A 23,124-nucleotide genomic window follows, 5' to 3' on the forward strand; every position below is an offset into this window, starting at 1 on the left:
GATATCCTCCCGGGCTTTTGTCCCTCCGTGTACACTTTCGTGCGTTTTCTCTCGGACCAGACCCTAATTTGGCGGAACCCTAGAAAACTTTCTATTTATATTATGCCATATTTATCATTCTTTTTCTAGTTCATTTTCCTTGTGCGTTTCTAAGTACTGTGCAAATCGCTTTAATGTTTCTTTTAATTCTTGTTCTTCTTCTGCTGAAGTGTTTAAGTCCCCGTATCGAACCTTTTGATAAACTTGTAGATCCGCTTCTAAACCTATACGTTGAAACCAATTCTCAATGGACTCATGATGTAGCCTTGCAAGGTCTAATTTAGCTGCTTTCTTCTCAAAATCATAAACTAATCTCCTAATTGGATTACCTGGTTTTTTTCCTTTTTTCCTATTTCCTTTATTACTACTACTCTTATAACTAGCTAATGCTTCCTCTCTAATTTCAAATCCCAAAGCTTCATCATGCTCCACATCTTTTGCTCTTTCCTTAATTGCTTTATATAAGATTATGACAAAGGCAATGATAATAATTCCCAGCAAGACAAACATGATAATATCCATACTAATACCTTCATGCTGTTCGAAAACAGGCATTTCCCCCGCTTCTTCTTCTTCAAAACCACCTATTTCAATAGGTTCCATTTCATTAATTCCTTTATTAAAGAAAGCACTTAATCCAAGGAATTCAAAAAAGCGAGCTATACCTCCGACCAATATAGTTAATACATTACCTAACCCACTCCATAGACTTGCTGCCATCGTTGTCAGCAAGTCTGATAACATATAAACTGCTCCAATTACGATGGCAAAAAAACTCCCCCATTTAAACCATTCTGAACGATTTATTGTTCTTCGTTTTTCCATTTCAATAACGAATAAATGACTTAGAATATAGCCTAATAGAACAATAGCAATCTGGACAATAAGAAAATTAATTACTTCAAAATTACGTGTAATAAATAATCCAAGCAAGCTAAGCAAAATGGTCGCTCCGACGTAAGTTGCTTCATTTCCAATAAATGCATTACTTCGAATGGCAATATACCGCCATACGAATAATCCTGAGAATATAATACTTACTAGTAGGGGATAGCCGACGAAATAAAATAGTAGGAGTAGAAATGGTAATGAAGTCAAATATGGTGCATAATTTTTTATATATTTAGAGACGAAAGAATACACCAAGGCAACCCCTATAGTAATTCCTAGATAGCTCCACATCGAAACATTCTCATAATAAGAGTAAGAAAATGGTAATAACACTAAATATATGATGATTGCCTCACTCATAAAATGGTATGCATAGGTTACATAAAACTGTTTTACGTGCAATGTTGTCATCTCCGTAACGATTTTTTATCAAAAAGAACATCTTCCACCATCTTTAATTGCTTCTTTAATATCTGTTGGTCCTCTACATTTACTAGCTGGTTTCCATAGCGAACCTGTTGATATATATTAAAATTAGCATCTATCCCGACACGATGAAACCAATCCTCAACGGTCTCGTACGGTTTTCTACCCTTGTTGTATTTAACAGCTTTTTTTTCAAATTGAAAGACCATCTTTCTAATAGGATTATCAGGCAACTGCTTTTTACGATTCAATAGTGGTTTTCGCAAGTTCTCTTCTTCTGAATCCTCTCGATGTATATGAATCGGACTTTGTGGTTTTCCAACGTCTACTGGTGTTTTGTCTAAACGATTCTTCACTTGATTTTTTAATATAGAAAATATAACTAACACGAGAACAAGAATTAACAGTAGCCCGACCGCTAATACAACGATCCCGGAAATTTCTTCTATTACATTATATTCTGGTAGTTCATTATAATATCCATCACCATGTTTGGCCTCATCTGGTGTCTGCTCTGGCCATCCTCGCTTTTCCACTTCCCAAAAGCTTAGTAGATTAGAGAAACCAAGAATCGTACCTCCAACTAAGTTAATTATTCCAGTCCAGATTGCAACTGTCATATAGCGAAGAGCAGGATAAGCTACGAAAAATAACACTGCACCACCAACTAATAGACAAAGAAAGTAGAACGGTATTTTTCGATCGATATCCTTTCTATCATTTTTTCCAACATGCACCAAATGACTAGCAATATACCCCAAAAACAACAAAACAAATTGTAGGAATGGATAGATCATCATTTCACTGTCATGAACGAATATACTTACATAAATAGTCGCAATCACAGTTAATAATATATACAGCGACTCTCTCTTTACAACTTGTTGCTTTCTAATAAATACATAACTCCATATAAGTGAAACAGTAAAGAGAATACTAATTAAGAATGGATAGTCTAATAAGTAAAATGCGACAAAAACAATAGGTGCCATCAGAAAATAAATAAGCCTATTTGCATTCTTCCATGTTAGAAAAGTAAAAAGTAGGCAGATTAACGTAATAATCCCCAAATAACTCCAATATGGAACGAAAAAATACCGATGATAAAGGACTGGCAAGAAAACCATAAAGATTAGAATTGCTTCACACATAAAGTGGTAAGCATAGGCAATAAGTGGATGATTATGTTGCATTTTTCATTGCCTCCCTTGCCACAGGCCGAATAGTAGCTCCTCCTTCTCCCGCCACTACCTGATAGATACTATTTTGCACTTGTTTCCATGAACTCATCATTTCCATGGAACCACTTGTAAGGTCACCGATAAAAATAATTGTCTTCGGTTTTATAAATTGCTTTCCAATATGAAACATCATGTTATTAAATGGTAGGATAGGAGCCTGCTTATGTATCCGCGCTAGCATTTCTAAAGCATGCATGTAATGTGTTTTTCCTTCTCCTTCATGTAAGTGAACATATGGAATCTTACCAGGCTTTCTAGCATTAATATAGATTTCAAAAGGTATACGCATTTTTGTCGCATATTCACTTAAATATGCTGTATAGGATAGTAGATTTTCTAAGTTTTTATTAAAACTCACCATATTTTTATCGTTTTCTGTACTTAGGTTAACAATAAACACAAATGTCCGATCTACTACCTTTTCATAAATATTGGTCTGCATTTTTTGTGTTTTTACAGTAGCTTTCCAGTTAATTTTGTGAAATGGGTCACTGTAACTATAGTCACGTGTCCCTAATGGACTTTGTACATCCTCAAATGGAGAGTAATTCAATCTGCTATCCCCAGGCATCATATGAAATACCGCATTAACCCCATTGACTGGCAATAATTTCGGATACACAATAAATTCGGTCTGATAAAAATCATAATAACGCAATCGCATTCTACTAAAATTAAGCAGGTGCGGAAAATCATATGTAATATTTTTTACTCTAGCTACACCTCGTTGCTCTGCTCGAATCGGAAATTCTAATACGGTTTTCTTCTTCTGAATGATAGAAAGTGGTAGCTGTAACTCTTTCCAATAATCCTTATCTTTTTTCGCTAGTGTATATGCTTTAACAGCTGATCCAATTTGAAAAGAAAATTCCCCATTGATAAGTGGAAACATAGATCTATTCTCGATTTCAAAAGTAAAGCTTTCTTCTTCTCCAGGGAATAGCTTAATCGTTCTTGTATTATTCTTTAAGTTTAAGCTTCTTACAATGCTTTTATCATAAATCTTATACCCTATTAAATATGCTGCAAAAATACCAACAGCAATAAAGACTACAGCAGAACGGAAGATAACACCGATAATAAAGAACACCAATACGGCTAGAAGAATATACTCAAAGCTTCGGGAATCCCCTGTTCCCGCCTCCTTCCTCCACCTCATTGTGAAACTGCCCCTTCTTCAACTGGTACTGGAACTGCTTCTAATATTTCGTTTACTACTTGTTCTGCAGTCTTTTTTATGGAGCCTTCCATTGTTAATATTAGACGATGTTCGAAAACATATGGGATAAGCGTCTTAATATCATTAGGTGTTACATATTCTCTTCCTTGCAAATAAGCACGAGCTTGACTTGCACGCATCAACGCAAGCATTCCACGTGGAGAAATTCCCAACTCCACTTCATGATGATTTCTAGAAGCATGCACTAAATCTAGTAAATAATCATTTACTACTTCTGAAATCATGATTTGTTTAATTTCTTGTTGGATCGTACGAATTTCTTCTAGTGATAATACAGCATGAATGGCGTCATATGGATCGTTTGTACGGTAGTTGGATAGAATTTCCTTTTCTTCCTCTTTTGTTGGGTATCCTATGTCTACTTTAAATAAAAAGCGGTCCAACTGTGCTTCTGGTAACGGAAATGTTCCATAATTACTTTCTACCGGGTTCTGCGTAGCGATTACGATAAATGGAGATTCAATTTTTATTGTTTCACCATCAATAGTAGATTGGTACTCTTCCATTACCTCTAATAAACTAGATTGCGTTTTCGGAGTAGCGCGGTTAATCTCATCAGCGAGCAATACGTTCGATACAACTGGTCCTACCCGTAATTCAAATTCCTGTGTTTTTGGGTTGAAGAAGCGAATACCCGTAACATCACTTGGTAATACATCTGGAGTAAACTGTACACGACTAAACTGACCATCCATTACCTTTGCAAAGCTTTTCGCAAGCTTCGTTTTACCTGTTCCAGGAACACTTTCTAATAAAACATGCCCCCCAGCAAATAAAGCAGTGAATAGCAAATCAATCACATCTTCTTTTCCATAGATTACACGATTTAATGCTTCTTTTGCTAAACTTATATTCTCCATTCTCTAAATCCCCCTAAAAATTACAATTATTAGATAATTAATGTTATTATAACATGTTTTACTAATTTTTTACATAATAGTTGGGAACATTCCTATCCTTTTACAGATAATATTACCCAGTTTAACTTGGTACTACGAAAGATTTATCCTATAACAGTAGATAAGTTTCGCGCGAGATAGGGGGAAAATCGCGCGACTTAGAAAAATTTCGCGCGACAGAAGGAGAATATCGCGCGGCAATGGATAAATTTCGCGCGACAGATCCAACCTCGCGCGAAAAGTTAGAATACCCGCGCGAAATAGAAGTGAAGTCGCGCGAAAAATGAGAGTCCCCGCGCGAAATGGAGAGTAACTCGCGCGAAAAAGCAGCAATCTCCGCGACCTCGGAAGTAAAACCCCGCGGCAGAATTAAATTCAAATAAAAAAACACACTGTGATTAACCTCACAGTGCATTCCGAAATCTTCTATTCCTCAACATCATCTTCCGTATCAGATGTAGATTCTTCAGGTCGAATGATGCGTATTTTCTTCACTTGATACCCGTCAATTTCTTCCACGATAAATCGGTAACCTTCATGCTCCACCGTCGATCCTACACTTGCTTCAACTGTATGATTGATAATCCAACCAGCAATGGTATCTACTTCCTCTTCATCTAAGTCAAAGTCAAAGTACTCATTAATTTCATATAACAACACTTTACCATCTACTAAGATAGATCCGTCTTCTAATTCTTCAATCATTGGTGTTTCGTTTGCATCAAATTCATCACGAATTTCACCAACAATTTCTTCTAGAATATCCTCAACCGTGATTAAACCAGCAGTACCACCATACTCATCCACAACTATTGCCATATGAATTCGTTCCTTTTGCATTCTTAACAAGGCTTGCTTAATCGGTGTAGATTCCGACACGTGAAGAATTGGACGAATATGTGGTTCAATGGATTCTTTTTCGCTTGTAATATGACCAGTAAATAATTCTTTTATATTAATTAATCCTATAATATGGTCCTTATCCCCATCCGCTACCGGATAACGAGTATATTGACCATCACGGATAACATTTATATTGGTTTCATAGCTATCTTCTTTAAAAAAGCACACCATTTCTGTACGTGGAACCATAATCTCTCTAGCAACACGTTCATCAAATTCAAAAATATTGTTCACGTACATCATTTCAGCTTTATTAATCTCACCATTTTTGTAGCTCTCAGAAAGGATTAACCGTAGCTCTTCCTCTGAATGGGCATCGTTTTCTTGTATAGATTTTAATCCAAATAAACGAACTATTAATTTTGCAGTGATATTTAAAATGAACGTAATAGGATATAAAATAAATCGAACTAATAATAAAGGCTTTGCTACAAATAAAGCAATTGGCTCCGCTTTATTCGTTGCAATCGCCTTCGGAACTAATTCGCCGATTACAACACGGAAAAATAGCACGATGAAAAAGGCAATAATAAATGATAAGAAACCAGCTAAACTAGCCGAATCAATATTCTCAAAAAAATGATGAAAGGCTCCTTCTATAGAACTTTTCCCAATCCAACCAAGTCCTAATGCCGTCACCGTAATCCCAATTTGGCATACATTAATATAAGCATCCAAATTGTCACCGATTTTTTTTAAGCTAGCCGCCCTCGAGCTGCCTTCTTCAATCAATTGGTCTATTCGACTAGAACGGACCTTCACAATGGCAAATTCGGTTGCTACAAAGAATGCAGTTAAAAGAATCAATGCAGCAACCAAAAGTAAGTTAACTATATCCAATTAGTATCCTCGTATCTTTAGATACGGAGGATTTCACCTCCTGATTTGTCTTTAAATTATACCGTTCTATTTCGCAGATGATCCATCCTCTGGGACATCCATTCATCTACAAAAGTCCAATTAAAAAGCAATACGTTTACCTTCCCATCAGAATCACCTACCTCCCTAAGATAATTATATTCTATATAAAACAATCAGTCTACAAAATTATATTTAGACTTTTCATCATATGGACAAGTCATTCATACAATAAGACGAAGGCTAAGATGAGGTGGTTTTTAACTTGATTCAGAAAGCATTAGCAGTTATAGTTGGTAGTCTATTTATAGCGATTGGCATTAACTTTTTTGCTATTCCACATCACCTACTGGATGGAGGAATGATTGGACTTGGCTTAATTGGGAAATATGCCTTTGACTTTCCACCGGGCTTAACAATTATTATATTAAGTTTCCCTCTTTATATCATTGCATTTTATTATAATCGGGATTACTTTTATAATGGCGTACACGGACTATTAGTTTCTTCCTTTCTAATTGACTTCTTCCGCTCTTTCCCACCGGATTCGTCCACTCCTGTTTGGGTAAGTAGTATTTGTGCTGGGATAATGATTGGAATTGGGATAAGCATTATGTTGATTAATAATATTAGCACCGGAGGGTCTGATTTATTAGCATTAATTGTAGCCAACATAACCACCATTAATGTTGGGCTAATTATTCTTCTGATTGATAGTTTGGTAATCCTTTTTGGCTCTATTGTGATTCCAGAAACAAAGATATTTTACTCTGCAATAGTAGTGATCGTTGGCGGTTGTACTACATTTATCGTAACGAGCTATTTTAAGCCAAAGAAAACAGCTACTATAGATAAGTAGCTGCTAAGATTCTTTTCCGTCTCTCTTATTTGTTTGATTTGCTTTTAGAAGCTTTATAAAGGCAATCACGATCAAAATTAATACAATCGTGAACGGTAAGGCTGAAATCAAGGATGCTGTTTGTAGCGCATCTAATCCCCCTGATATTAGCAACACAACGGCAATTGCAGTAATTAATACTCCCCAGACTATCTTTACGAATAATGCAGGGTTCAAGCTACCCTTGGAAGTCATACTACTTAAAATGTAAGTAGCAGAATCAGCAGAAGTAACGAGAAAGGTAAAGATTAACAAAATAGATAGGATTGTTAGGACAATGGAAAGTGGTATCACCCCAAAAGTTTCAAATAGCGCTACCGCAACATCTTCATTGACCGCTTCAGCAATTTTGGTACCATTATTTAAATCACTATACAGTGCTGTACCACCAAATGTGGCAACCCATAAACAGGCTATTGCAGGAGGTACAAAAAGCACCCCAATTACAAATTCGCGTATGGTTCTTCCTCTAGAGACTCTCGCAACAAACGCTCCTACAAAAGGGGACCATGCAATAGCCCAAGCCCAATAAAATATAGTCCAATCTCGAACCCAGCTTCCACCTTGATAAGGTGTTAAGCGAAGACTGTATTGAATAAAATTGGTAAGATAATCTCCTAAACCAAGTACAAAAGAATTTAATATAAATACTGTTGGACCTGCAAAGAAAACAAACAATAATAGTAACAAGGCAATACCTAAGTTAATATTGCTTAACCATTTTATTCCCTTATTTAACCCGGTGCTGGAGGATAATAAATATAATACTAACATAACAAGGGCAATAATTAATTGAAGAAACGTAGAATTTGCAAAGCCAAACGTACTGGAAATTCCACCTGTCATCTGAAGAATACCGAGTCCTAATGATGTTGCGACCCCCATAACCGTTGCAATTACAGCAAAGGAATCAATTGCATTGCCAACTATCTTATTCTTCCCAACAACTGGTCGTATAGCTGTTGAGATAAGCCCATTCTTTTCTTTTTTAAATTGGTTATAAGCAATAATTAAGCCAACAACAGCAAACACAGACCATTGGCTAATCCCCCAATGAAAAAAAGAATACCCCATAGCCACTCTAGCTGCTTCTTCCGACTTACTCCCTAATTCAGGAAATGGTGTTATAAAAAAATGCGACATCGGTTCAGCGACACCCCAGAATACTAAACCTGATCCAAATCCAGCTGAGAATAACATACCAATCCAAGTGAAAAATGGATAGTCAGGGCGCGAATTTTGTGGGCCTAATCGAATCTTTCCATATTTACTAATAGATAATGTGATTAAAAATAGGATGAAAGCAAAAACGGCTAATAAATATAGCCACCCAAAATTAATCGTCGTAAAACGAAATAACACTTGTGCAACTTCGCCAAAACGTGTTGGGAAAAACGCCCCTAATAACACCAGTAATAATATTATCGATCCTGACACATAAAATACTGAATTGTGATAGGAATGTTTTCTCATAATTTATCCTTTCCTACTTGAAGATTTCATTAGATAAGGATTATTCTTCTACATTCCATCTATATTATTCTTGAAACAAAAACGATTACGAACAAAAAAAGGTCAAACTTTTCATTACACATAAAAAGTTTGACCTTGTTATCATACTAATTAATTTGCTACTCGGCGTACATGTCCTTTAAAATGATCTTTCCAATACCCTGAAGACATATCCGCAACAGCTAAACCTGTTGAATTTTGCGCTCCAATAAATTTACCATTTCCTAAATAAATTCCTACGTGTCCATTAGTCTTATATGTATCAAAGAAAACTATGTCACCAGGTCGGGCATCACTGTAAGAAACTTTAGTACCCACTGACTGCATTGCGGCAGTGCTAGAAGGTAGTGAAACTCCTGCTTGTGCATAAGCCCATGATACAAATCCTGAACAATCAAATCCACCAGGACCTTTTCCACCCCATACATAAGGAGTTCCTAAATGAGGATAGCCAGCATTAATCGCTACTTGTGCTGCATTACTAGCTGTAGCAGGTGCACTTTGCTTAGATTCCGTTTTCTTACTTAATTGGGTCAATGAACCGTCAGACTTAGTAGAGTTGTTGTTTCCACTTGAAGCAACAACTGGATTGGATGCGGCTCTTTGGGCAGCTATCTCACGATTTACTTGTGCTTCAATTGATGCTAGTTGACTTGCTTCTAGTTCTAAGTCTTCAATCTTTTTCTGAATACTTTTTTCTTTTTTACTTAGTTCTTTCTTTTTAGCATCGTTTTGTTCTTTTTGAGCTAAAATCGTTTCTTGCATACCAGCTAATTCTGTTTGTAACTCAGATAACTCGTCTAGCTTTTCAGCTACTTTTACTTTATCCGATTCTAATTGGTTAATAAGTTCTTGATCTGATGACGTAATTTTATTCACTGCTGTTACGCGGCTAATAAAATCTGTAAAGCTTTGAGATCCGAAAATCACATCTAAGAATCCAATATTACCACCATTCTTCTGGTAGTTAACCATTCGGTTACTTAGAATTTCAGAACGTTTTTCAATTTCTTTTTCTAGTTCAGCGATTTCATCTTCAGTAGTTTTAACCTGATCATTGGTATCATCAATCATTTTTTGGTTCGATTCCAAGGCCTTTTCAACTTGCTTAATTTCTTCATTAAGCTCATCTAATTCTACTAGTACTTCCGCAACTTCCGCTTCAGCTTTCGACAATTTACTTTCAACTTCTGAGCGCTCGTTTTGAACCTCTGCTTTCTTGTTCTGTAAGTCCGTTTCTGCATAAACAGTATTGATGGCGAAACTACTTGTTAAACCAACTACTGTTACTGTTGCTAGGGTAATGAAAGACTTTCTCATTTCGTTCCTCACTTTCTAGACATCCGACTAGTCTACTAAGTCTATTTATGTATCTTTCTACTCTATTATTTCTAGTATTAGTTAAATAGAATTATAGCATCACTTAATTTCATAAGTATTATTGTTATGTTACAAATAGATTTCAAATAATAGTACTAGGTACTAAGACGGGTGTGAAATAGTGCTAATGATAGAAACGAGAAATGAGAGTGAAGTACTTATTTGATGAAGTTTAAAATGTGGTAAAAGACTTGCTGTAGTCAAATTTATCGCCATATTTCACTTTAAGTATATATATCAAATCTTCTCTAAAAAATACGAACACATTACTAAAATGAGAGTAACGTGTTCGTTATATATTTCCCGAGAAATTTTTATTTTTGACATATAACTACAAAATATTTACGAACAGAAATACTAGTCTTTGATATATTATGACAATTTACTTACTGAACCTTTTTCCAATAAATGACCAACCAAATAGTAATAACACTGCTGCGATAATTAACTATGTAATAATTGCGTAAATATCCATAAGCCTATTATTGCTTACCAATAGTTATGGCATCTAATACTATAAATATACATCTTCGCAAAATATGCACACTTATGAAATCTATACGTTCTACCCAGAACTACAAGTTACTTACTAAAAGACCGCTTATTTGTTTGAATATTATGGTAATATAAAAATAGAGGAGATGGTCTAATTGAAACAAGCTAACTACAAAACTAGTCCCGAATATGAGGATTATGTAACTTATTATCTTTTTACAATCTTTTTTGGATTAGTTGGGCTATTAATTTTTGGATTAACCCATAACTTCACCATTATCTTTATAGCCATTATCACTGGTGTATTAATTGATATACTGAAATTTGCTGTAATAGTATTCGCTACCATTCAAGGTAATAAAACAGTGGATAATGAAAAGATACATACAGAAGAAATTGGAGAAAACGAGAATAAAATAGAAGAAAAACCAAAATGACTGAAATGACTTTACTCGGGAAGTAGATATCCGAGATTAACTACTCAAGGACTATCGTTGTAGTGTCTTCCTAGTACTTTCCCACAGCACCAGGGCGACATCTGCTCAGAAAGGGACCTTCGCAGTGTCTTCCTAGCACTTCCCCACAGCACCAGGGCGACATCTGCTCAGAAAGGACCTTCGCAGTGTCTTCCTAGCACTTCCCCACAGCACCAGGGCGACATCTGCTCAGAAAGGACCTTCGCAGTGTCTTCCTAGCCTTCGCGTAGTGAGGTGGGGCTTGTTTATGGAGAGAGGCCTCACCATACTGTCCCCTCTTTAGTCAAGGTACGGATTCGTATGAACTCGTCATCATTATCATTTGGTTTATCTTCTAATGATTTTATTTATATTATGAAAATCCTATCCCTTATGTATTATCGTGAAATAACGTCACTCGAAAAATTTTTCACGAAAATCAATATACTAGTCTAGTATCGCTTCTGCTATAAGCTCATATGACTTATTTCTTGTTTCATAACTTGGAGTATTGGTTAGAATCATGAATTCATCAACCATATGGACTTCCTGAAGCTCCATTAATGCCTCTTTAACTTCTGCCTGATTTCCAATAATCATTTTTTGGCGAGCTTCATGAAATTCTTCTTGTTCTTCCTGCGATAAAGCAGTCATAACCTTCTTCAATTTCCCCCACATGAAGCTCTCTAGCGCAAGCTGCTCTGCTTCCTCTGTGGTTTTAGCACAATATATAGAAACCGCCATTATAATTCTTGCTTCCTTATCAGGATACTCCTCTTTGAATATGTTTCGATATGTAGTAAGGATCGGGGCAGCATCCTGATCACTCATGAAATGACCAAATGCATAGTGCATTCCTTTTTTAGCTGCTAAGACAGCACTCTTATCACTAGTACCTAGAAGCCATGGTACTGGCGCTAAGTCTGGTACTGGAGTTGGTTTTACTTTTGAAAACATATGGTCCTTAGGAAAATCTTGATATAAAAAGTGTAACAACTCATCTATTTCCTCTGGCATTTTACGTACATTTTCCAAAAAGTTACCAGACAATGCAATGGAGGCTTCTGCAGGTCCACCAGGAGAGCGTCCAATACCTAAATCAATACGACCCGGATATAGGGTAGCAAGCAGATTAAATGATTCAGCAACTTTAAACGGCTTATAGTGCGGTAGTAACACAGCCCCTGCTCCAATTCTAATTCTATCGGTGTTCATGCCGATAGCTCCTAGCATAACTTCTGGTGCAGGACATGCTAGTCCATTTAGATCATGATGCTCAGCAATCCAGTAGCGGTGATATCCTAACCGTTCACCAAGTTGGGCCAGATGTACTGATTGAAAAAGCGCATCCTTCGGGGTTGTATCCTGAGCAATTGGTGCTTGATCTAGTATACTTAGCTTCATACTTTTCACCTTCTAATCCTTATTTCTTATTATCTTTTACCTTTTCTTTTTCTTCCTTTACTCGTGGAAGACCATCCACTAATTTCTCTGCTAGTTTACGGTAATAATTACTCATATTGACTAACGAAGAGATTAAAAGCACTTGCTCTAAGTAATCAGAATCCACATCTTCTAATTCTGATACTTCCTGAGATACCTCGTCTTGACATTCTTTAATATCCCCAAGAAATCGTTCAACATTATTTTGTGAAAGCGTTAAGTAGCTTCGATAGATCTTTTCTACATCAAAATCCTCTTCCATTATTTTTCCATTCAATTTATTTAACGTTACCTTTATATCATGAATGGAAAGTGCGCCTTTCAACTGATATATCAGGCTTATTAGGATAAGATGGTTCTTCGAGTATTTCTTATTTTGAATCGGAAAGAGTAGCTTCCCCTTCGCGTAATTATTAATCATCGTTTTCGTTAATACTTTTTCTTGCTCATGACGTTTCGACTTTTCCAGCTTACTTTCAAATATCTGTATAACCTGATCCATATACAATCCTAAATCAGGCATTTCTTCTAGCAATAATTGATTATCTAAATGTAATTCTTCTAGTAACTTATCTATATTTTCCAATAGCAAAACCCTCTATATCATCATTTTTCTTCATTATACTTTACAATTAGTTAAAAAGTAAACCTTGACTAGATGGTGAAATGAGTGTATTGTAATATGTAGTTATTAAAACTACGTTAAAGGGTGTTGTTAACATGAAAACCTATATTCGCGAACCGATTAATGGATTTACTCATCTTTTTGGAGCTGTACTTTCTTTTGTTGGACTATTAGCAATGGTAGTTAAAGCTTCTATTGATAGTGGTTCTCCACTTGCCATTGCAGCGGTTATTATTTTTGGTATAAGCTTAATTCTACTCTATTCCGCATCAGCGACCTATCATATGGTAGTAGCAAAAGATCATATTATTGCTTTCTTAAGAAAGATTGATCACTCTATGATTTTTGTATTAATTGCTGGAACTTATACTCCTATATGTTTGATTGGTCTCGGTGGGACTTTTGGCTGGGTAATTTTTTCAATTGTAAACGGACTGGCTTTATTAGGTGTTTTATATAAATTAATTTGGTTTAAAGCACCTCGCTGGTTATCAACCGCAATATATGTATTAATGGGCTGGCTCATTGTTTTCTTTAGCCCTTCACTAGTGGATGTCATCTCCCCTATTGGAATGACTTACTTAATCCTTGGTGGGGTATCCTATACGGTAGGTGCCGTCATTTATTGGTTAAAACCAAAGTTTCTTGAATTTAAACATATGGGCTTTCATGAAATATTTCATATTTTCATATTAATAGGTAGCCTATTTCACTTTTTGTGTATCTATTATTACCTATTATAAAATAATGAGTAGCCACAGGTTGGCTACTCATTTTATTTTGTAGTTATATCTTTCCATACCTACAAATATATGCGAAATAAATTGGTTAATCCTTACTCGCGACAGCTTCAAACGTAATTATTTCACTTGATTTCGTAGGGTATTGTCCGTGCGTATAATCTGCTGAAATGATAATATCTTTAAATCCAATCTGCTCTAAAATCAGTTTAAACTCCTCTACCCCGTACCATCGAATTGGAAATCGCTCTAGTTCAGTTTGAATCAGCTTACCATTCTGCCATTTCTCGTAACGATTATGTGTAATTGTATATTGGTTAACAGCGTCCACTTCAACTAATTTACTCTCTAGTGTGATTATACCCCCATCGTTTGTTTCCCAAGTTCTTGTCGTTACGTTGGTAGTCGTTAAGTCATTCGGTAAAAAGATGTCTATAATTAGTCTTCCCCCATCTTGAAGATGGTAATAGAAATTTTTTAATGCTCTTAGCGAATCTTCTCTATTATGTAAAAGTAAGAATGTTCCAGTTGGTACAATAATAGCTTCATAGTTTGCTTCTAATGAGAAAGACTCCATATTCGCTTTGAATACGTTTGGATTTAGTCCTCTTATGTCACAATTGTGCCTACAAATGGTTAACATTTCTTCTGAAACATCAAATCCGTCTACCTTGAAGCCTCTTTCTAATAATGGAATTAGAATTCGACCCGTGCCAACTCCAGGCTCCAAAATATTTCCTGTACAATCTTCTATTCTTTCACTATAAAATTCTACATCCCCGAATGAAAGTCCAATATATTTATCAATATCATATACCTCTGAAGAAAGCTTACTGTAATAACCCAACATAAAATCTCCTCCTTCTTTGATCTATAGACATTTTTTAAATTTCTCTTCTCACATTGATATAGGTAGATTCACTTTGAATTCTAGTCCTAACCTCTTATTGCTATAACATTATGTTTCTAAAGTAACCATTTATTACTGTATGAATTCATTTTACCATTAACTTCCACTCAAATGCGTGGTCTTTTCAAAAAAGTCACACTTCTATTTTAGAATAATTTTCATCCATTAAAAAAGGCATCCTATAAGTAGCATGCCTTTTTCCAATTAATACGATATCATTTCTGATAACACATATTGATATACTAATTTTTCCGTATTGATAAGTGACTTTTCATGTGTCCGCTCAAATGCATGGGAAGAATCAATTCCTGGACCAATTAATCCGTGGACAATGTCGTGACCTGATTTAATAGCAGCTGATGCATCTGATCCATAATAAGGATAAATATCTAGCTTGTAACCAATACCATGTTTCTCCGCTAATTGTACTAATCGTTGACGGAAGCCATAATGATAAGGGCCTGATGCATCCTTTACACAAATCGATACCGTATACTCGTCAGTTGACTGACCATCACCCATCGCTCCCATATCCACAGCCAAATATTCTACTGTTTCTGGAGTAATGTTTGAATTACCACCATACCCTATTTCTTCGTTATTAGATATTAAGAAATGTGTTGTATATGGTAAAGTGATATTTTCTTCTTTAAGCCTCTTTATAACCTGTAATAAAATGGCCACACTAGCTTTGTCATCTAAATGACGCGATTTTATAAAGCCATTATCAGTAAGCTCGACACGTGGATCAAAAGAAACAAAATCTCCAACCTCAATGCCAAGATTACGAACCGCTTCGGCATTATCAACTTCAGCATCAATTCGTACTTCCATATTATCCTGGTTTCGTTCTGTCTTCCCTGTATTTCTATATACATGAACCGAGGTTTGGTGCATTAAAATGGTACCTGTTAACACGCTGCCACTAGAAGTGTGGATTTTGCAGTATTCTCCCTCGACATAGTTATATGGAAAACCACCAATTAAATCTAATTTAAGACGTCCATTGCTCTTCACTTCTTTTACCATTGCACCAAGTGTATCGACGTGTGCAGTCAGAAAGCGGTGCTCCTCATCATTGGCGCCAGGAATCGTTGCAAGTAACCCACCCTTCCGAATCCGTTTTGTTTTAACGTCTAACTTTTGTAAGTATTCCTCTGTATACTGAATAACATTTGCGGTAAATCCCGTAGGACTTGGAATTGACACTAGTTGCTTAATTAATTCTTTTGTTTCTTGAACATTTGGATATATCGTCACCACTTCTACTCCTCTCAAATTCATATACTAATTTATATTGTAACGCGACATGTGATGAATGAACAGGCAAATTCCTAGTAATTCAAGGAATAATTTTATCGATAGCTTTCAATTAATTGAATTTTTTCTTCATATAGATTAGCTAATTGGTTCTGTAAATAGGTATTCTCCGTTTTTAACTTAGCTAATATGCGTCGTACTTGTAATAGCTGGTCCCCAACTTGGTCAATTGAATCATTAATCCTACCCTGAACCATCCAATCTACAATTAATCCATCGAAGAAGAAATCTGCAAACTTTAATAAACCTGGCATATCTGTGTCAACAGGTATCATTTCATCTATATCCAATAATTCCTTCTGAAAATCTCTCATTCGTGACTGGGCAATATGAATATACTCGGAAGCATCATCCATTCTACTATGTTTTATCGCTGTAGAAATCATCCCACCACCAAACATATCAAGTGTCCCCCACTTAGAGGCAGAACTCAGTGATTCTTGCGCATTATGAAGTGCTTGCTCAGCATATTGGCCAGCTTGAATTGCTTCATTAAATTCCTTTAAGTAAGCTTGTATATCCCCTTCTTTTTCACTCAAGCGATATAATTCGTCAGCATATCGAGAGTGACCTTTCTTTATGAGATGTTCCTTTTTACTAAGCAAATCCTGATACAACTCTTCACTATTCCCTACTTCAGCAAGTCTGTTCTGAACATTCAGAATCTAATCCATAACCTCATCTCTCGTCTTTTCTGCTTCTTCTAATTGTAATTGAACAGCTAATACCTCTCTGTTTTCTTTATCTAATTTTTCATATTTTGTCCCTGTTATGGTAGAGAAGAAATTAGCAATATGAAACCCTTCTAATCTTCTTACATCGGCCTTTTCTTCCATCAACTGGGTGTTTAAGCGATTTATTGTGTTTTCAATTTCGGAGAGTTCCGAGTAGTAATCTTGAAGCTGTGACTCAAGTTTATATTTCTGCCGAATCTTACCTTTTACTTGAATGATTTGATCATTTAAATTTAAAATCATCGAAATCCCCCTTTGCTTTCGCTAACTATACATACGATTAAGCTAGTAAATAGTTTCAAGGTTAATCCTATCCATCCTCAAAGCGAAAAAAGGAAGCACACTAATGCTGCACTCCCTTCTGTCCTACTGCACTTCACCAAACAACTGGTGGTTAGCCCCATATGGAATTGTTTCTTTTGTAATGTGAACCCCTAAAGATTGGAACGCTTTGACAACATCTTCATACCCACGTTCAATATGATCCACTCCAGTGATAAAAGTAGTCCCTTCCGCTACCATTCCAGCAAGAATTAACGAGATTCCAGCTCGAATGTCCGATGTCGTGACTATCGCACCTTTCAAATTACTTTTTCCTTTTACAAAAGCAACCCCTGAGCGCACTCTGATGTCTGCTCCCATTTTTCGTAATTGCCCAACATGTTTAAAACGATTCGGGTAGATTTTTTCCGCAATAATACTCTTGCCAGTTGCTTGGGTTAGTAAAGTCGTCATTGGTTGTTGTAAATCTGTCGGAAAACTTGGGTACATTCCAGTCCGAATTCGAGAGGCACGTAATGTACCCGTTGAATGAGCTGTTATGGCATTTTCCTCTACCTCTATCTCTATTCCAATCTCTTGTAGCTTCGTTAGACATGATCCTAAATGTTCTGGGATAACATCCGTAACCGTCACACTTCCTCCTGCTACTCCTGCACCGATTAAAAACGAGCCAGCAATCAATCGATCTGGAATCACCCGATGGGTACCACCCGTTAAATGATTCACCCCAGTTATGCGAATCGTGGCTGTTCCGGCACCACTAATATTAGCTCCAAGTTTATTAAGAAAAATAGCAGTGTCAATGACTTCTGGGTCCCTTGCAGCATTCAGTAGTACGGTCTCCCCCTTCGCTCTTACTGCCGCTAGCATAGCATTTATTGTAGCTCCAGAAGTAATCGTATCGAAATAAATAGTTGCACCACGTAATTCTTTTGCTTCCACTACATAATAATCTTGGTAATAAGTAAAGGTTGCTCCTAGCATTTCTAATGCCTTTATATGCTGATCAATCGGGCGACTAACAAAATCATCGCCGCCAGGATAACCAACGGACACTTTTCCATACTTAGCCAATAATGCTCCTACGAAATAATAAGCTGTTCTGAAAGAGGATGACTTCTTCGGATTGAAATCCGTTGCCGATATAAACCTAGGATCAATCGATATATCCCCTGTAATTTCTCGTTTTATTTTAAGGCCAACTTCTTCTCCCATTTCTCGAATCACTCGAAAATCAGCTATATTAGGTATTCCTTCGAGTATAATCGTTTCATCCGAAAGACAAGCTGCCGCTAACAAAGCCAATGAACTGTTTTTAGATCCTGGAATTTGAACAACGCCGTTTATAGTAGGTGAATAGTCTACACGAATTGCTTGCAACTAGTATCACTCCTTAGTGGAAGTCGTATTGACAATAATAATTTCGGCATTTGTTTTCTCAATCTCTTGAATTACTTTTTCTGATGCTGCTTCGTCTGTAATAATTAAATCAATTTTATCTATGGGGACAGAAGTAATAAACATATTTTGTCCGACTTTTTCATTTGGGGCTAAACATATATTTTTTCTTGATACCTCTGCAACTTTACGAGCAAATGCCGCTCCTTCAGGTGTGGCAGTGCTAATTCCACTCGCAGTTATACCGCCACCTGTCATAAATCCTATATCTAACGAGAATTTACTCATCATTTCGATAGCAAGTATATCAATCATACTGCCTGCTGATTCTGCTCGTAATTTGCCTCCAATTAAGTAAGCGGTAATATTTTTTTGTTTACGTACTGATTCAGCAATTTTCATGGAGTTCGTCACTAATGTAAACGGAATGTCTACAGGAAGGTGCTTCAACATCCCATATTGGATTCCCGCTCCACCAATAAATACAGTATCATGCTCCTGAATGTAGGAGGATGCAAGCTTGGAAATAGCATCTTGATGAGGTTCTGGTATACCGTATCTTTTCGTTTCAGAGGATGGTAATGTTCTTACCTTTTGAAGTGGTTTTAATGCTATAGCTCCACCATAGGTTTTTTGTAATAATCCTTGATTTTCCATCATGGAAAGGTCTCTTCTTACTGAATCCACGGAAATCTGGAACAAATCCGCAAGTTCTTTAGCAATTACTCTACCATCTTTTTGTAGAATTTCAAGTATTATTTGCCTACGCTCCTCTGCTAACATCTAGATTACTCCTCACCATTCTTTCTCGAATACGTTACTTTCATACTATGCTTTGTTGTTCTGTTTCGTCAATACTTTTTCATTATTATTCATGTTATTTCTGTTTTTATCTGTTTTATAAAAAAGTAGAGGCTGGGACAAAAGAATTTATCTTAAAGGAAAAACCGAATGATGAGCAAAGACCACGCTCCGGAAATATACTTGCGGTTGCTTCCAGTACAGGGGCGACATCTGCTCGAAAAGACCTCGCAGTGTCTTCTTTACCGCCGGGCGGCTGCCTTAGCCTCCCCGCTTTCGTCTACGTATATTTCCGGAGCTAGTACCGTGTATCATTCGGTTTGTCATTTAATTCTTTTCGTTATGTCCCAGTCTCCACCTGTTTAATTTACATCATCTAGCGCGTTAATAAACTTTTTCAGATTAGTAAATTCCGTCTCTCTCCGCCATTTCGCCATTTCTTCTTCCTGATTAGCAAAATATAATGTTAAGATTTCTCTCATTTCTTGATGATATGCCTTACTCTGTTTACTTTCTTCTGCCATTTTGCTAACAAGCTGTACCCAGTTGGGGACTATTTCCCCGTATCCGTATTGGGGATACGCTATAGCAATTTCTAATGCATGATTGAAATCACCATTTAAGTATAATTCATTAGCTAACCAATACCCTACATATCGATTATCCCCTTGTTTAGACATTGCTTCTGCAAACTGGCTACTTGCCTCACGATGTTGTCCTTGCATCATTAAAACAGTAGCATATAGGGATTGATCGTATTCATCAAGGATATCAACTTGCTTCCTATATAATTCAAACCATTTATGAAATAATTCCCAATCTCGCTGATTGAAATAATACAGAAATACTTCATGAATGTTAAAGGGACTTGGTGCTTTCATCGCTAAATCTTCCATATAGGAAATTGCCAATTCATCTCTATCATGTATATGGTCTTCTTCTATCCCGATTAACCGAATAATCATTCGTAAACTATGCAAATCATCCGGATTTTGTTTATAGTTTTCCTTGTATTCGTTTAGAGCTTCTTGTATTTTTCCATCTATTAATAATTGATCTGTTGTCGTTAGTTCTCGTTGTTTTAAATAAAAGAAAGGTAGATTACCATATGATTGATCATCTAACAGAGCGCCATCACTTTTAGTAATTATTTTGCCGTTTTCATCATAGGCAGCCACCTTCCAATAATAACGATTTTCTGGGTGTGTGTATGCTAATAATGATTTAGGGCTTACTATATCAGTATCTCCAAAAGCTACCCCGCCCTGTAAATTATAAATATCCTCTACTGGAATATCTGCTTGAGATTCTTTAATATTCGAAATGGAACCCGTCCCAATCCAGCCACCATCTATTTCATAACCAAATCCTAACTCATAGTAGGAAGCACCTTCTACTTCTTCCCATTCAAAGTGTACTGTATTATCCACTAATTCTTCCTCGTTAACCGGCGTTTTAATAGCAATAAGTTTCTGTAAGGTTATATCATAGGTAACATCATCCTTGCTCCCATCGATTGCCACCGTATCATACATATCTGTCACCCAAGTCCATCCACTAATTTGATCATAATGAATACCAATGGCTAATTGATAATTATTCGGTATGACTCCTTTAAACTCATAATATCCATCGTTATCTGTAAGGGTTTGATATTTTTCATCTGGTCTAATAGTATGATTTTTATCACTTTCTTCTTTTAAGAAAACGCCAATATTTTTTAACGGGGTACCATCACTTTTTACTACCCTCCCGGAAATCTTAACTACTTTCCCAACACCGCCTCGTGCTTTTAGAACACTCAAAGTTTGCTCCAATGATTTCAATCGTTGATAATAATGATTGTGATTGTATTCGATAGTTGTCTCATCATCACTGTCTGACCATTTTTCTCGTTCAATTTTATAATCTTCTTCATATTGCTTTATCGCTTTTGTAACCTCTTGATACGCTTCTTCACTGTCCCCTTGTTGAAGAAGCATTTCCGCTTTCAATTGAGCTAGCTGTGCGATGCTATCTATTTGAAGTGTTTTGGAGTTTTCCTCCATCTCTTGGCTATATTGATTTGCTTCTTCCCATTGGCCATGATTCTTAGCTATTCGTATACGTTCTATAAGAAGCTCTTCCCGTTCATAGGAATAGTTATTCGATGCTAACCTAGTAGATGCTTGATATAACGTACTTTTAGCCTTTTCTACTTCTCCAATACGTTCATAATAAAAAGCTAACGTCTTCGCAGCGGTCACTAAATTCTCATTTAACGGCCCATTCTCCACAAAATCTATTATGAACGGAAGCTTTTCCTCCCAACTAAAATCCATGACTTTCGCTTCAAGATCTTCCCATGATGTCATAGATGGACTAATATAGATATCAAACTTACCGGTATAACCATCTTCTATCATATATTGTTGAATAATCTCCCATTTTTTATTAATCGATGTAGTAGATAAAAGCTCAAGAATTTCTTGTTTATCCTCAACCTTACCTGAAATTATTTTCTTTTCAGCCAGATATAACTCCAGATTCGGGATAATGAAAGTCATCAATAATGGAATGAAAGTTAGTATACCTACGACAGCTATAACTAAGTGCTTCACCTTGACCCTAATCTTCACCTATTTTCCCGCCCCTCTGATTAGATTCCCAATAAAAATACCCCGAACCGTCGACGTGTTTAATCGAATCGGAAGCTCCTTCGTCTGGTCGCTGCTCTATTGATTTTATTGCTGGATATCCCATCACTACCATAAACAGGACAAGCACTACACTTATCGGTACGAGAGGTATAGAAATCTCTTTATTCCAAAGCTTAAGGAGCTTCTGTTTCCAAGTAGTCGGATAAACATGATTCAGTACTTGTTGATGGTTAGTAAACTGAATATGTTCCATTTCCTTATCGAGTTGGCCTTTTAATTGCGCTTTCGTTTTCTTCAAGAAATTCCTCTCCCTTCACCAAAATATCCTTCAATTTTAACCGTGCTCGCTTAAGCCTCGATTTGATTGTATTTTCCTTTTCCTTTGTATACTCAGCAATTTCGCTAATTTTCATTTCGTTAAAGTAAAACAATGTAATCACTTCTCGGTATTTATAATCAAGATCATGTATTGCTTCGCTTAAATTAGCATTCCATATCCACTCCATTAATTCTTCCTCTGGGGAAAGCGTGGTCTCATCTTCATGCATTTCGTCACTCTCGAAGGCTAGTAATATATTTTTCCAACTCCATCGACGCATTCGAGATCGACAACAATTCATCACAATAGCGGTGAGCCAGCTTTTTAATTTCGCAGGGTCTTCTAGTTGCCTAATCTTCTCATAGGCAATGACAAAAGTATCCTGTACGGCTTCCTCTGCTGTTTGATGGTCCTTTAAAAGCAGATAGGCTGTTCGTACTAAATAATTGCCATACTGATTCATTAATTCTATAAGTGCACTTTCCTGTTTATCTTTTAACCGGTCAACAAGATGCAAGCTGGCTCCCCCTTTCTGATACTTAGATGCTACTAGCTGAAATAAAGTTGCAACATATCTGAAAAAATTATAGCATGCTCCTGTTTATAGCAATAGAAAAGCTTAGTGCATCTTTGAGACGTACAGACTTAAGTTGTAGCGGATAAAGGGAATACACAA

Annotated in this window: 21 protein-coding genes and 1 riboswitch; of the genes, 3 read left to right on the forward strand and 18 right to left on the reverse strand. The window is 36.4% G+C overall.

Going from position 1 to position 23,124, the window contains the following annotated elements:
• Positions 1-4: 4 nt before the first annotated feature.
• Positions 5-94, reverse strand: a riboswitch (guanidine-I (ykkC/yxkD leader).
• Between the two features lie 20 nt (positions 95-114).
• The 5 genes from AAIB49_RS05980 to AAIB49_RS06000 all read right to left on the reverse strand — a co-directional run bounded on the left by AAIB49_RS05980 (position 115) and on the right by AAIB49_RS06000 (position 6,479).
• Entirely contained in the window at positions 115-1,332 is a 1,218-nt protein-coding gene (locus AAIB49_RS05980) for a hypothetical protein (RefSeq protein ID WP_343457489.1), read from the reverse strand.
• A gap of 5 nt (positions 1,333-1,337) precedes the next feature.
• Positions 1,338-2,549: a hypothetical protein gene (locus tag AAIB49_RS05985; protein ID WP_343457490.1), complete on the reverse strand. Its 1,212-nt coding sequence runs from the start codon at positions 2,547-2,549 to the stop codon at positions 1,338-1,340.
• Positions 2,539-3,756 carry a DUF58 domain-containing protein gene (locus AAIB49_RS05990; protein WP_339214092.1) on the reverse strand — a complete coding sequence of 406 codons (1,218 nt, stop codon included), beginning with the start codon at positions 3,754-3,756 and terminating at the stop codon, positions 2,539-2,541. The genes AAIB49_RS05985 and AAIB49_RS05990 overlap by 11 nt, the downstream gene beginning before the upstream one ends.
• A complete protein-coding gene (locus AAIB49_RS05995) occupies positions 3,753-4,697 on the reverse strand; it encodes an AAA family ATPase (RefSeq protein WP_343457491.1) in 945 nt (314 codons plus the stop codon). Before AAIB49_RS05995 ends, AAIB49_RS05990 begins: the two co-directional genes overlap by 4 nt.
• A gap of 465 nt (positions 4,698-5,162) precedes the next feature.
• Complete coding sequence (locus AAIB49_RS06000) at positions 5,163-6,479, reverse strand: hemolysin family protein (RefSeq protein ID WP_343457492.1); 1,317 nt, start codon at positions 6,477-6,479, stop codon at positions 5,163-5,165.
• A 283-nt stretch (positions 6,480-6,762) separates the two neighbouring features.
• Here AAIB49_RS06000 and AAIB49_RS06005 point away from each other — a divergent pair, with 283 nt between their 5' ends.
• A complete protein-coding gene (locus AAIB49_RS06005) occupies positions 6,763-7,356 on the forward strand; it encodes a YitT family protein (RefSeq protein WP_339214089.1) in 594 nt (197 codons plus the stop codon).
• Between the two features lie 3 nt (positions 7,357-7,359).
• Here AAIB49_RS06005 and AAIB49_RS06010 read toward each other — a convergent pair whose 3' ends face one another.
• On the reverse strand, positions 7,360-8,868 hold the full coding sequence (locus tag AAIB49_RS06010) for a BCCT family transporter (protein ID WP_339214087.1): 1,509 nt from the start codon (positions 8,866-8,868) through the stop codon (positions 7,360-7,362).
• A gap of 150 nt (positions 8,869-9,018) precedes the next feature.
• Positions 9,019-10,227: a C40 family peptidase gene (locus AAIB49_RS06015; protein WP_339214085.1), complete on the reverse strand. Its 1,209-nt coding sequence runs from the start codon at positions 10,225-10,227 to the stop codon at positions 9,019-9,021.
• Positions 10,228-10,937: 710 nt separating this feature from the next.
• On the opposite strand from AAIB49_RS06015, the gene AAIB49_RS06020 reads away from it, so the two are divergent.
• Positions 10,938-11,219, forward strand: a complete 282-nt coding sequence (locus AAIB49_RS06020) for a hypothetical protein (RefSeq protein ID WP_343457493.1) — start codon at positions 10,938-10,940, stop codon at positions 11,217-11,219.
• A 465-nt stretch (positions 11,220-11,684) separates the two neighbouring features.
• Here AAIB49_RS06020 and AAIB49_RS06025 read toward each other — a convergent pair whose 3' ends face one another.
• A complete protein-coding gene (locus tag AAIB49_RS06025) occupies positions 11,685-12,641 on the reverse strand; it encodes an LLM class flavin-dependent oxidoreductase (RefSeq protein WP_343457494.1) in 957 nt (318 codons plus the stop codon).
• A 19-nt stretch (positions 12,642-12,660) separates the two neighbouring features.
• On the reverse strand, positions 12,661-13,266 hold the full coding sequence (locus AAIB49_RS06030; protein WP_339214081.1) for a DUF1836 domain-containing protein: 606 nt from the start codon (positions 13,264-13,266) through the stop codon (positions 12,661-12,663).
• A 134-nt stretch (positions 13,267-13,400) separates the two neighbouring features.
• On the opposite strand from AAIB49_RS06030, the gene trhA reads away from it, so the two are divergent.
• Positions 13,401-14,048, forward strand: a complete 648-nt coding sequence (gene trhA / locus AAIB49_RS06035) for a PAQR family membrane homeostasis protein TrhA (protein ID WP_339214080.1) — start codon at positions 13,401-13,403, stop codon at positions 14,046-14,048.
• Positions 14,049-14,133: 85 nt separating this feature from the next.
• Here the strand turns inward: trhA and AAIB49_RS06040 are convergent, their stop codons facing one another.
• From AAIB49_RS06040 to AAIB49_RS06080, 9 genes are all read right to left on the reverse strand, one after another.
• A complete protein-coding gene (locus AAIB49_RS06040; RefSeq protein WP_343457495.1) occupies positions 14,134-14,895 on the reverse strand; it encodes a class I SAM-dependent methyltransferase in 762 nt (253 codons plus the stop codon).
• Positions 14,896-15,159: 264 nt separating this feature from the next.
• Positions 15,160-16,215, reverse strand: coding sequence for a M42 family metallopeptidase (locus tag AAIB49_RS06045; protein ID WP_339214078.1), 1,056 nt, complete (start codon positions 16,213-16,215; stop codon positions 15,160-15,162).
• Between the two features lie 95 nt (positions 16,216-16,310).
• Positions 16,311-16,880 (reverse strand): hypothetical protein, encoded by a 570-nt coding sequence (locus AAIB49_RS06050; protein WP_343457496.1) that lies wholly within the window; start codon positions 16,878-16,880, stop codon positions 16,311-16,313.
• A 60-nt stretch (positions 16,881-16,940) separates the two neighbouring features.
• A complete protein-coding gene (locus AAIB49_RS06055; RefSeq protein ID WP_343457497.1) occupies positions 16,941-17,252 on the reverse strand; it encodes a hypothetical protein in 312 nt (103 codons plus the stop codon).
• Between the two features lie 123 nt (positions 17,253-17,375).
• Positions 17,376-18,671, reverse strand: a complete 1,296-nt coding sequence (murA, locus tag AAIB49_RS06060) for a UDP-N-acetylglucosamine 1-carboxyvinyltransferase (protein WP_339214075.1) — start codon at positions 18,669-18,671, stop codon at positions 17,376-17,378.
• Positions 18,672-18,677: 6 nt separating this feature from the next.
• Positions 18,678-19,472 (reverse strand): DeoR/GlpR family DNA-binding transcription regulator, encoded by a 795-nt coding sequence (locus tag AAIB49_RS06065; protein WP_186870505.1) that lies wholly within the window; start codon positions 19,470-19,472, stop codon positions 18,678-18,680.
• Between the two features lie 380 nt (positions 19,473-19,852).
• Positions 19,853-22,108 carry a hypothetical protein gene (locus tag AAIB49_RS06070; RefSeq protein WP_343457498.1) on the reverse strand — a complete coding sequence of 752 codons (2,256 nt, stop codon included), beginning with the start codon at positions 22,106-22,108 and terminating at the stop codon, positions 19,853-19,855.
• Positions 22,098-22,427 carry a hypothetical protein gene (locus AAIB49_RS06075; protein WP_339214072.1) on the reverse strand — a complete coding sequence of 110 codons (330 nt, stop codon included), beginning with the start codon at positions 22,425-22,427 and terminating at the stop codon, positions 22,098-22,100. Before AAIB49_RS06075 ends, AAIB49_RS06070 begins: the two co-directional genes overlap by 11 nt.
• Positions 22,387-22,965, reverse strand: coding sequence for an RNA polymerase sigma factor (locus tag AAIB49_RS06080; RefSeq protein WP_339214071.1), 579 nt, complete (start codon positions 22,963-22,965; stop codon positions 22,387-22,389). Before AAIB49_RS06080 ends, AAIB49_RS06075 begins: the two co-directional genes overlap by 41 nt.
• Between the last annotated feature and the right edge of the window lie 159 nt (positions 22,966-23,124).

The organism is Ornithinibacillus proteolyticus, from assembly GCF_039581225.1.
Lineage (GTDB): Bacteria > Bacillota > Bacilli > Bacillales > Amphibacillaceae > Ornithinibacillus > Ornithinibacillus massiliensis.

What these genes read in the sequence shown, in the direction of transcription:
- AAIB49_RS06065 (WP_186870505.1), bottom strand. Translation starts at nt 19,472, where the DNA reads ATGTTAGCAGAGGAGCGTAGGCAAATAATACTTGAAATTCTACAAAAA.
- AAIB49_RS05985 (WP_343457490.1), bottom strand. Translation starts at nt 2,549, where the DNA reads ATGCAACATAATCATCCACTTATTGCCTATGCTTACCACTTTATGTGT.
- AAIB49_RS06010 (WP_339214087.1), bottom strand. Translation starts at nt 8,868, where the DNA reads ATGAGAAAACATTCCTATCACAATTCAGTATTTTATGTGTCAGGATCG.
- AAIB49_RS05990 (WP_339214092.1), bottom strand. Translation starts at nt 3,756, where the DNA reads ATGAGGTGGAGGAAGGAGGCGGGAACAGGGGATTCCCGAAGCTTTGAG.
- AAIB49_RS06040 (WP_343457495.1), bottom strand. Translation starts at nt 14,895, where the DNA reads ATGTTGGGTTATTACAGTAAGCTTTCTTCAGAGGTATATGATATTGAT.
- AAIB49_RS05995 (WP_343457491.1), bottom strand. Translation starts at nt 4,697, where the DNA reads ATGGAGAATATAAGTTTAGCAAAAGAAGCATTAAATCGTGTAATCTAT.
- AAIB49_RS06055 (WP_343457497.1), bottom strand. Translation starts at nt 17,252, where the DNA reads ATGATTTTAAATTTAAATGATCAAATCATTCAAGTAAAAGGTAAGATT.
- AAIB49_RS06025 (WP_343457494.1), bottom strand. Translation starts at nt 12,641, where the DNA reads ATGAAGCTAAGTATACTAGATCAAGCACCAATTGCTCAGGATACAACC.
- trhA (WP_339214080.1), top strand. Translation starts at nt 13,401, where the DNA reads ATGAAAACCTATATTCGCGAACCGATTAATGGATTTACTCATCTTTTT.
- AAIB49_RS06015 (WP_339214085.1), bottom strand. Translation starts at nt 10,227, where the DNA reads ATGAGAAAGTCTTTCATTACCCTAGCAACAGTAACAGTAGTTGGTTTA.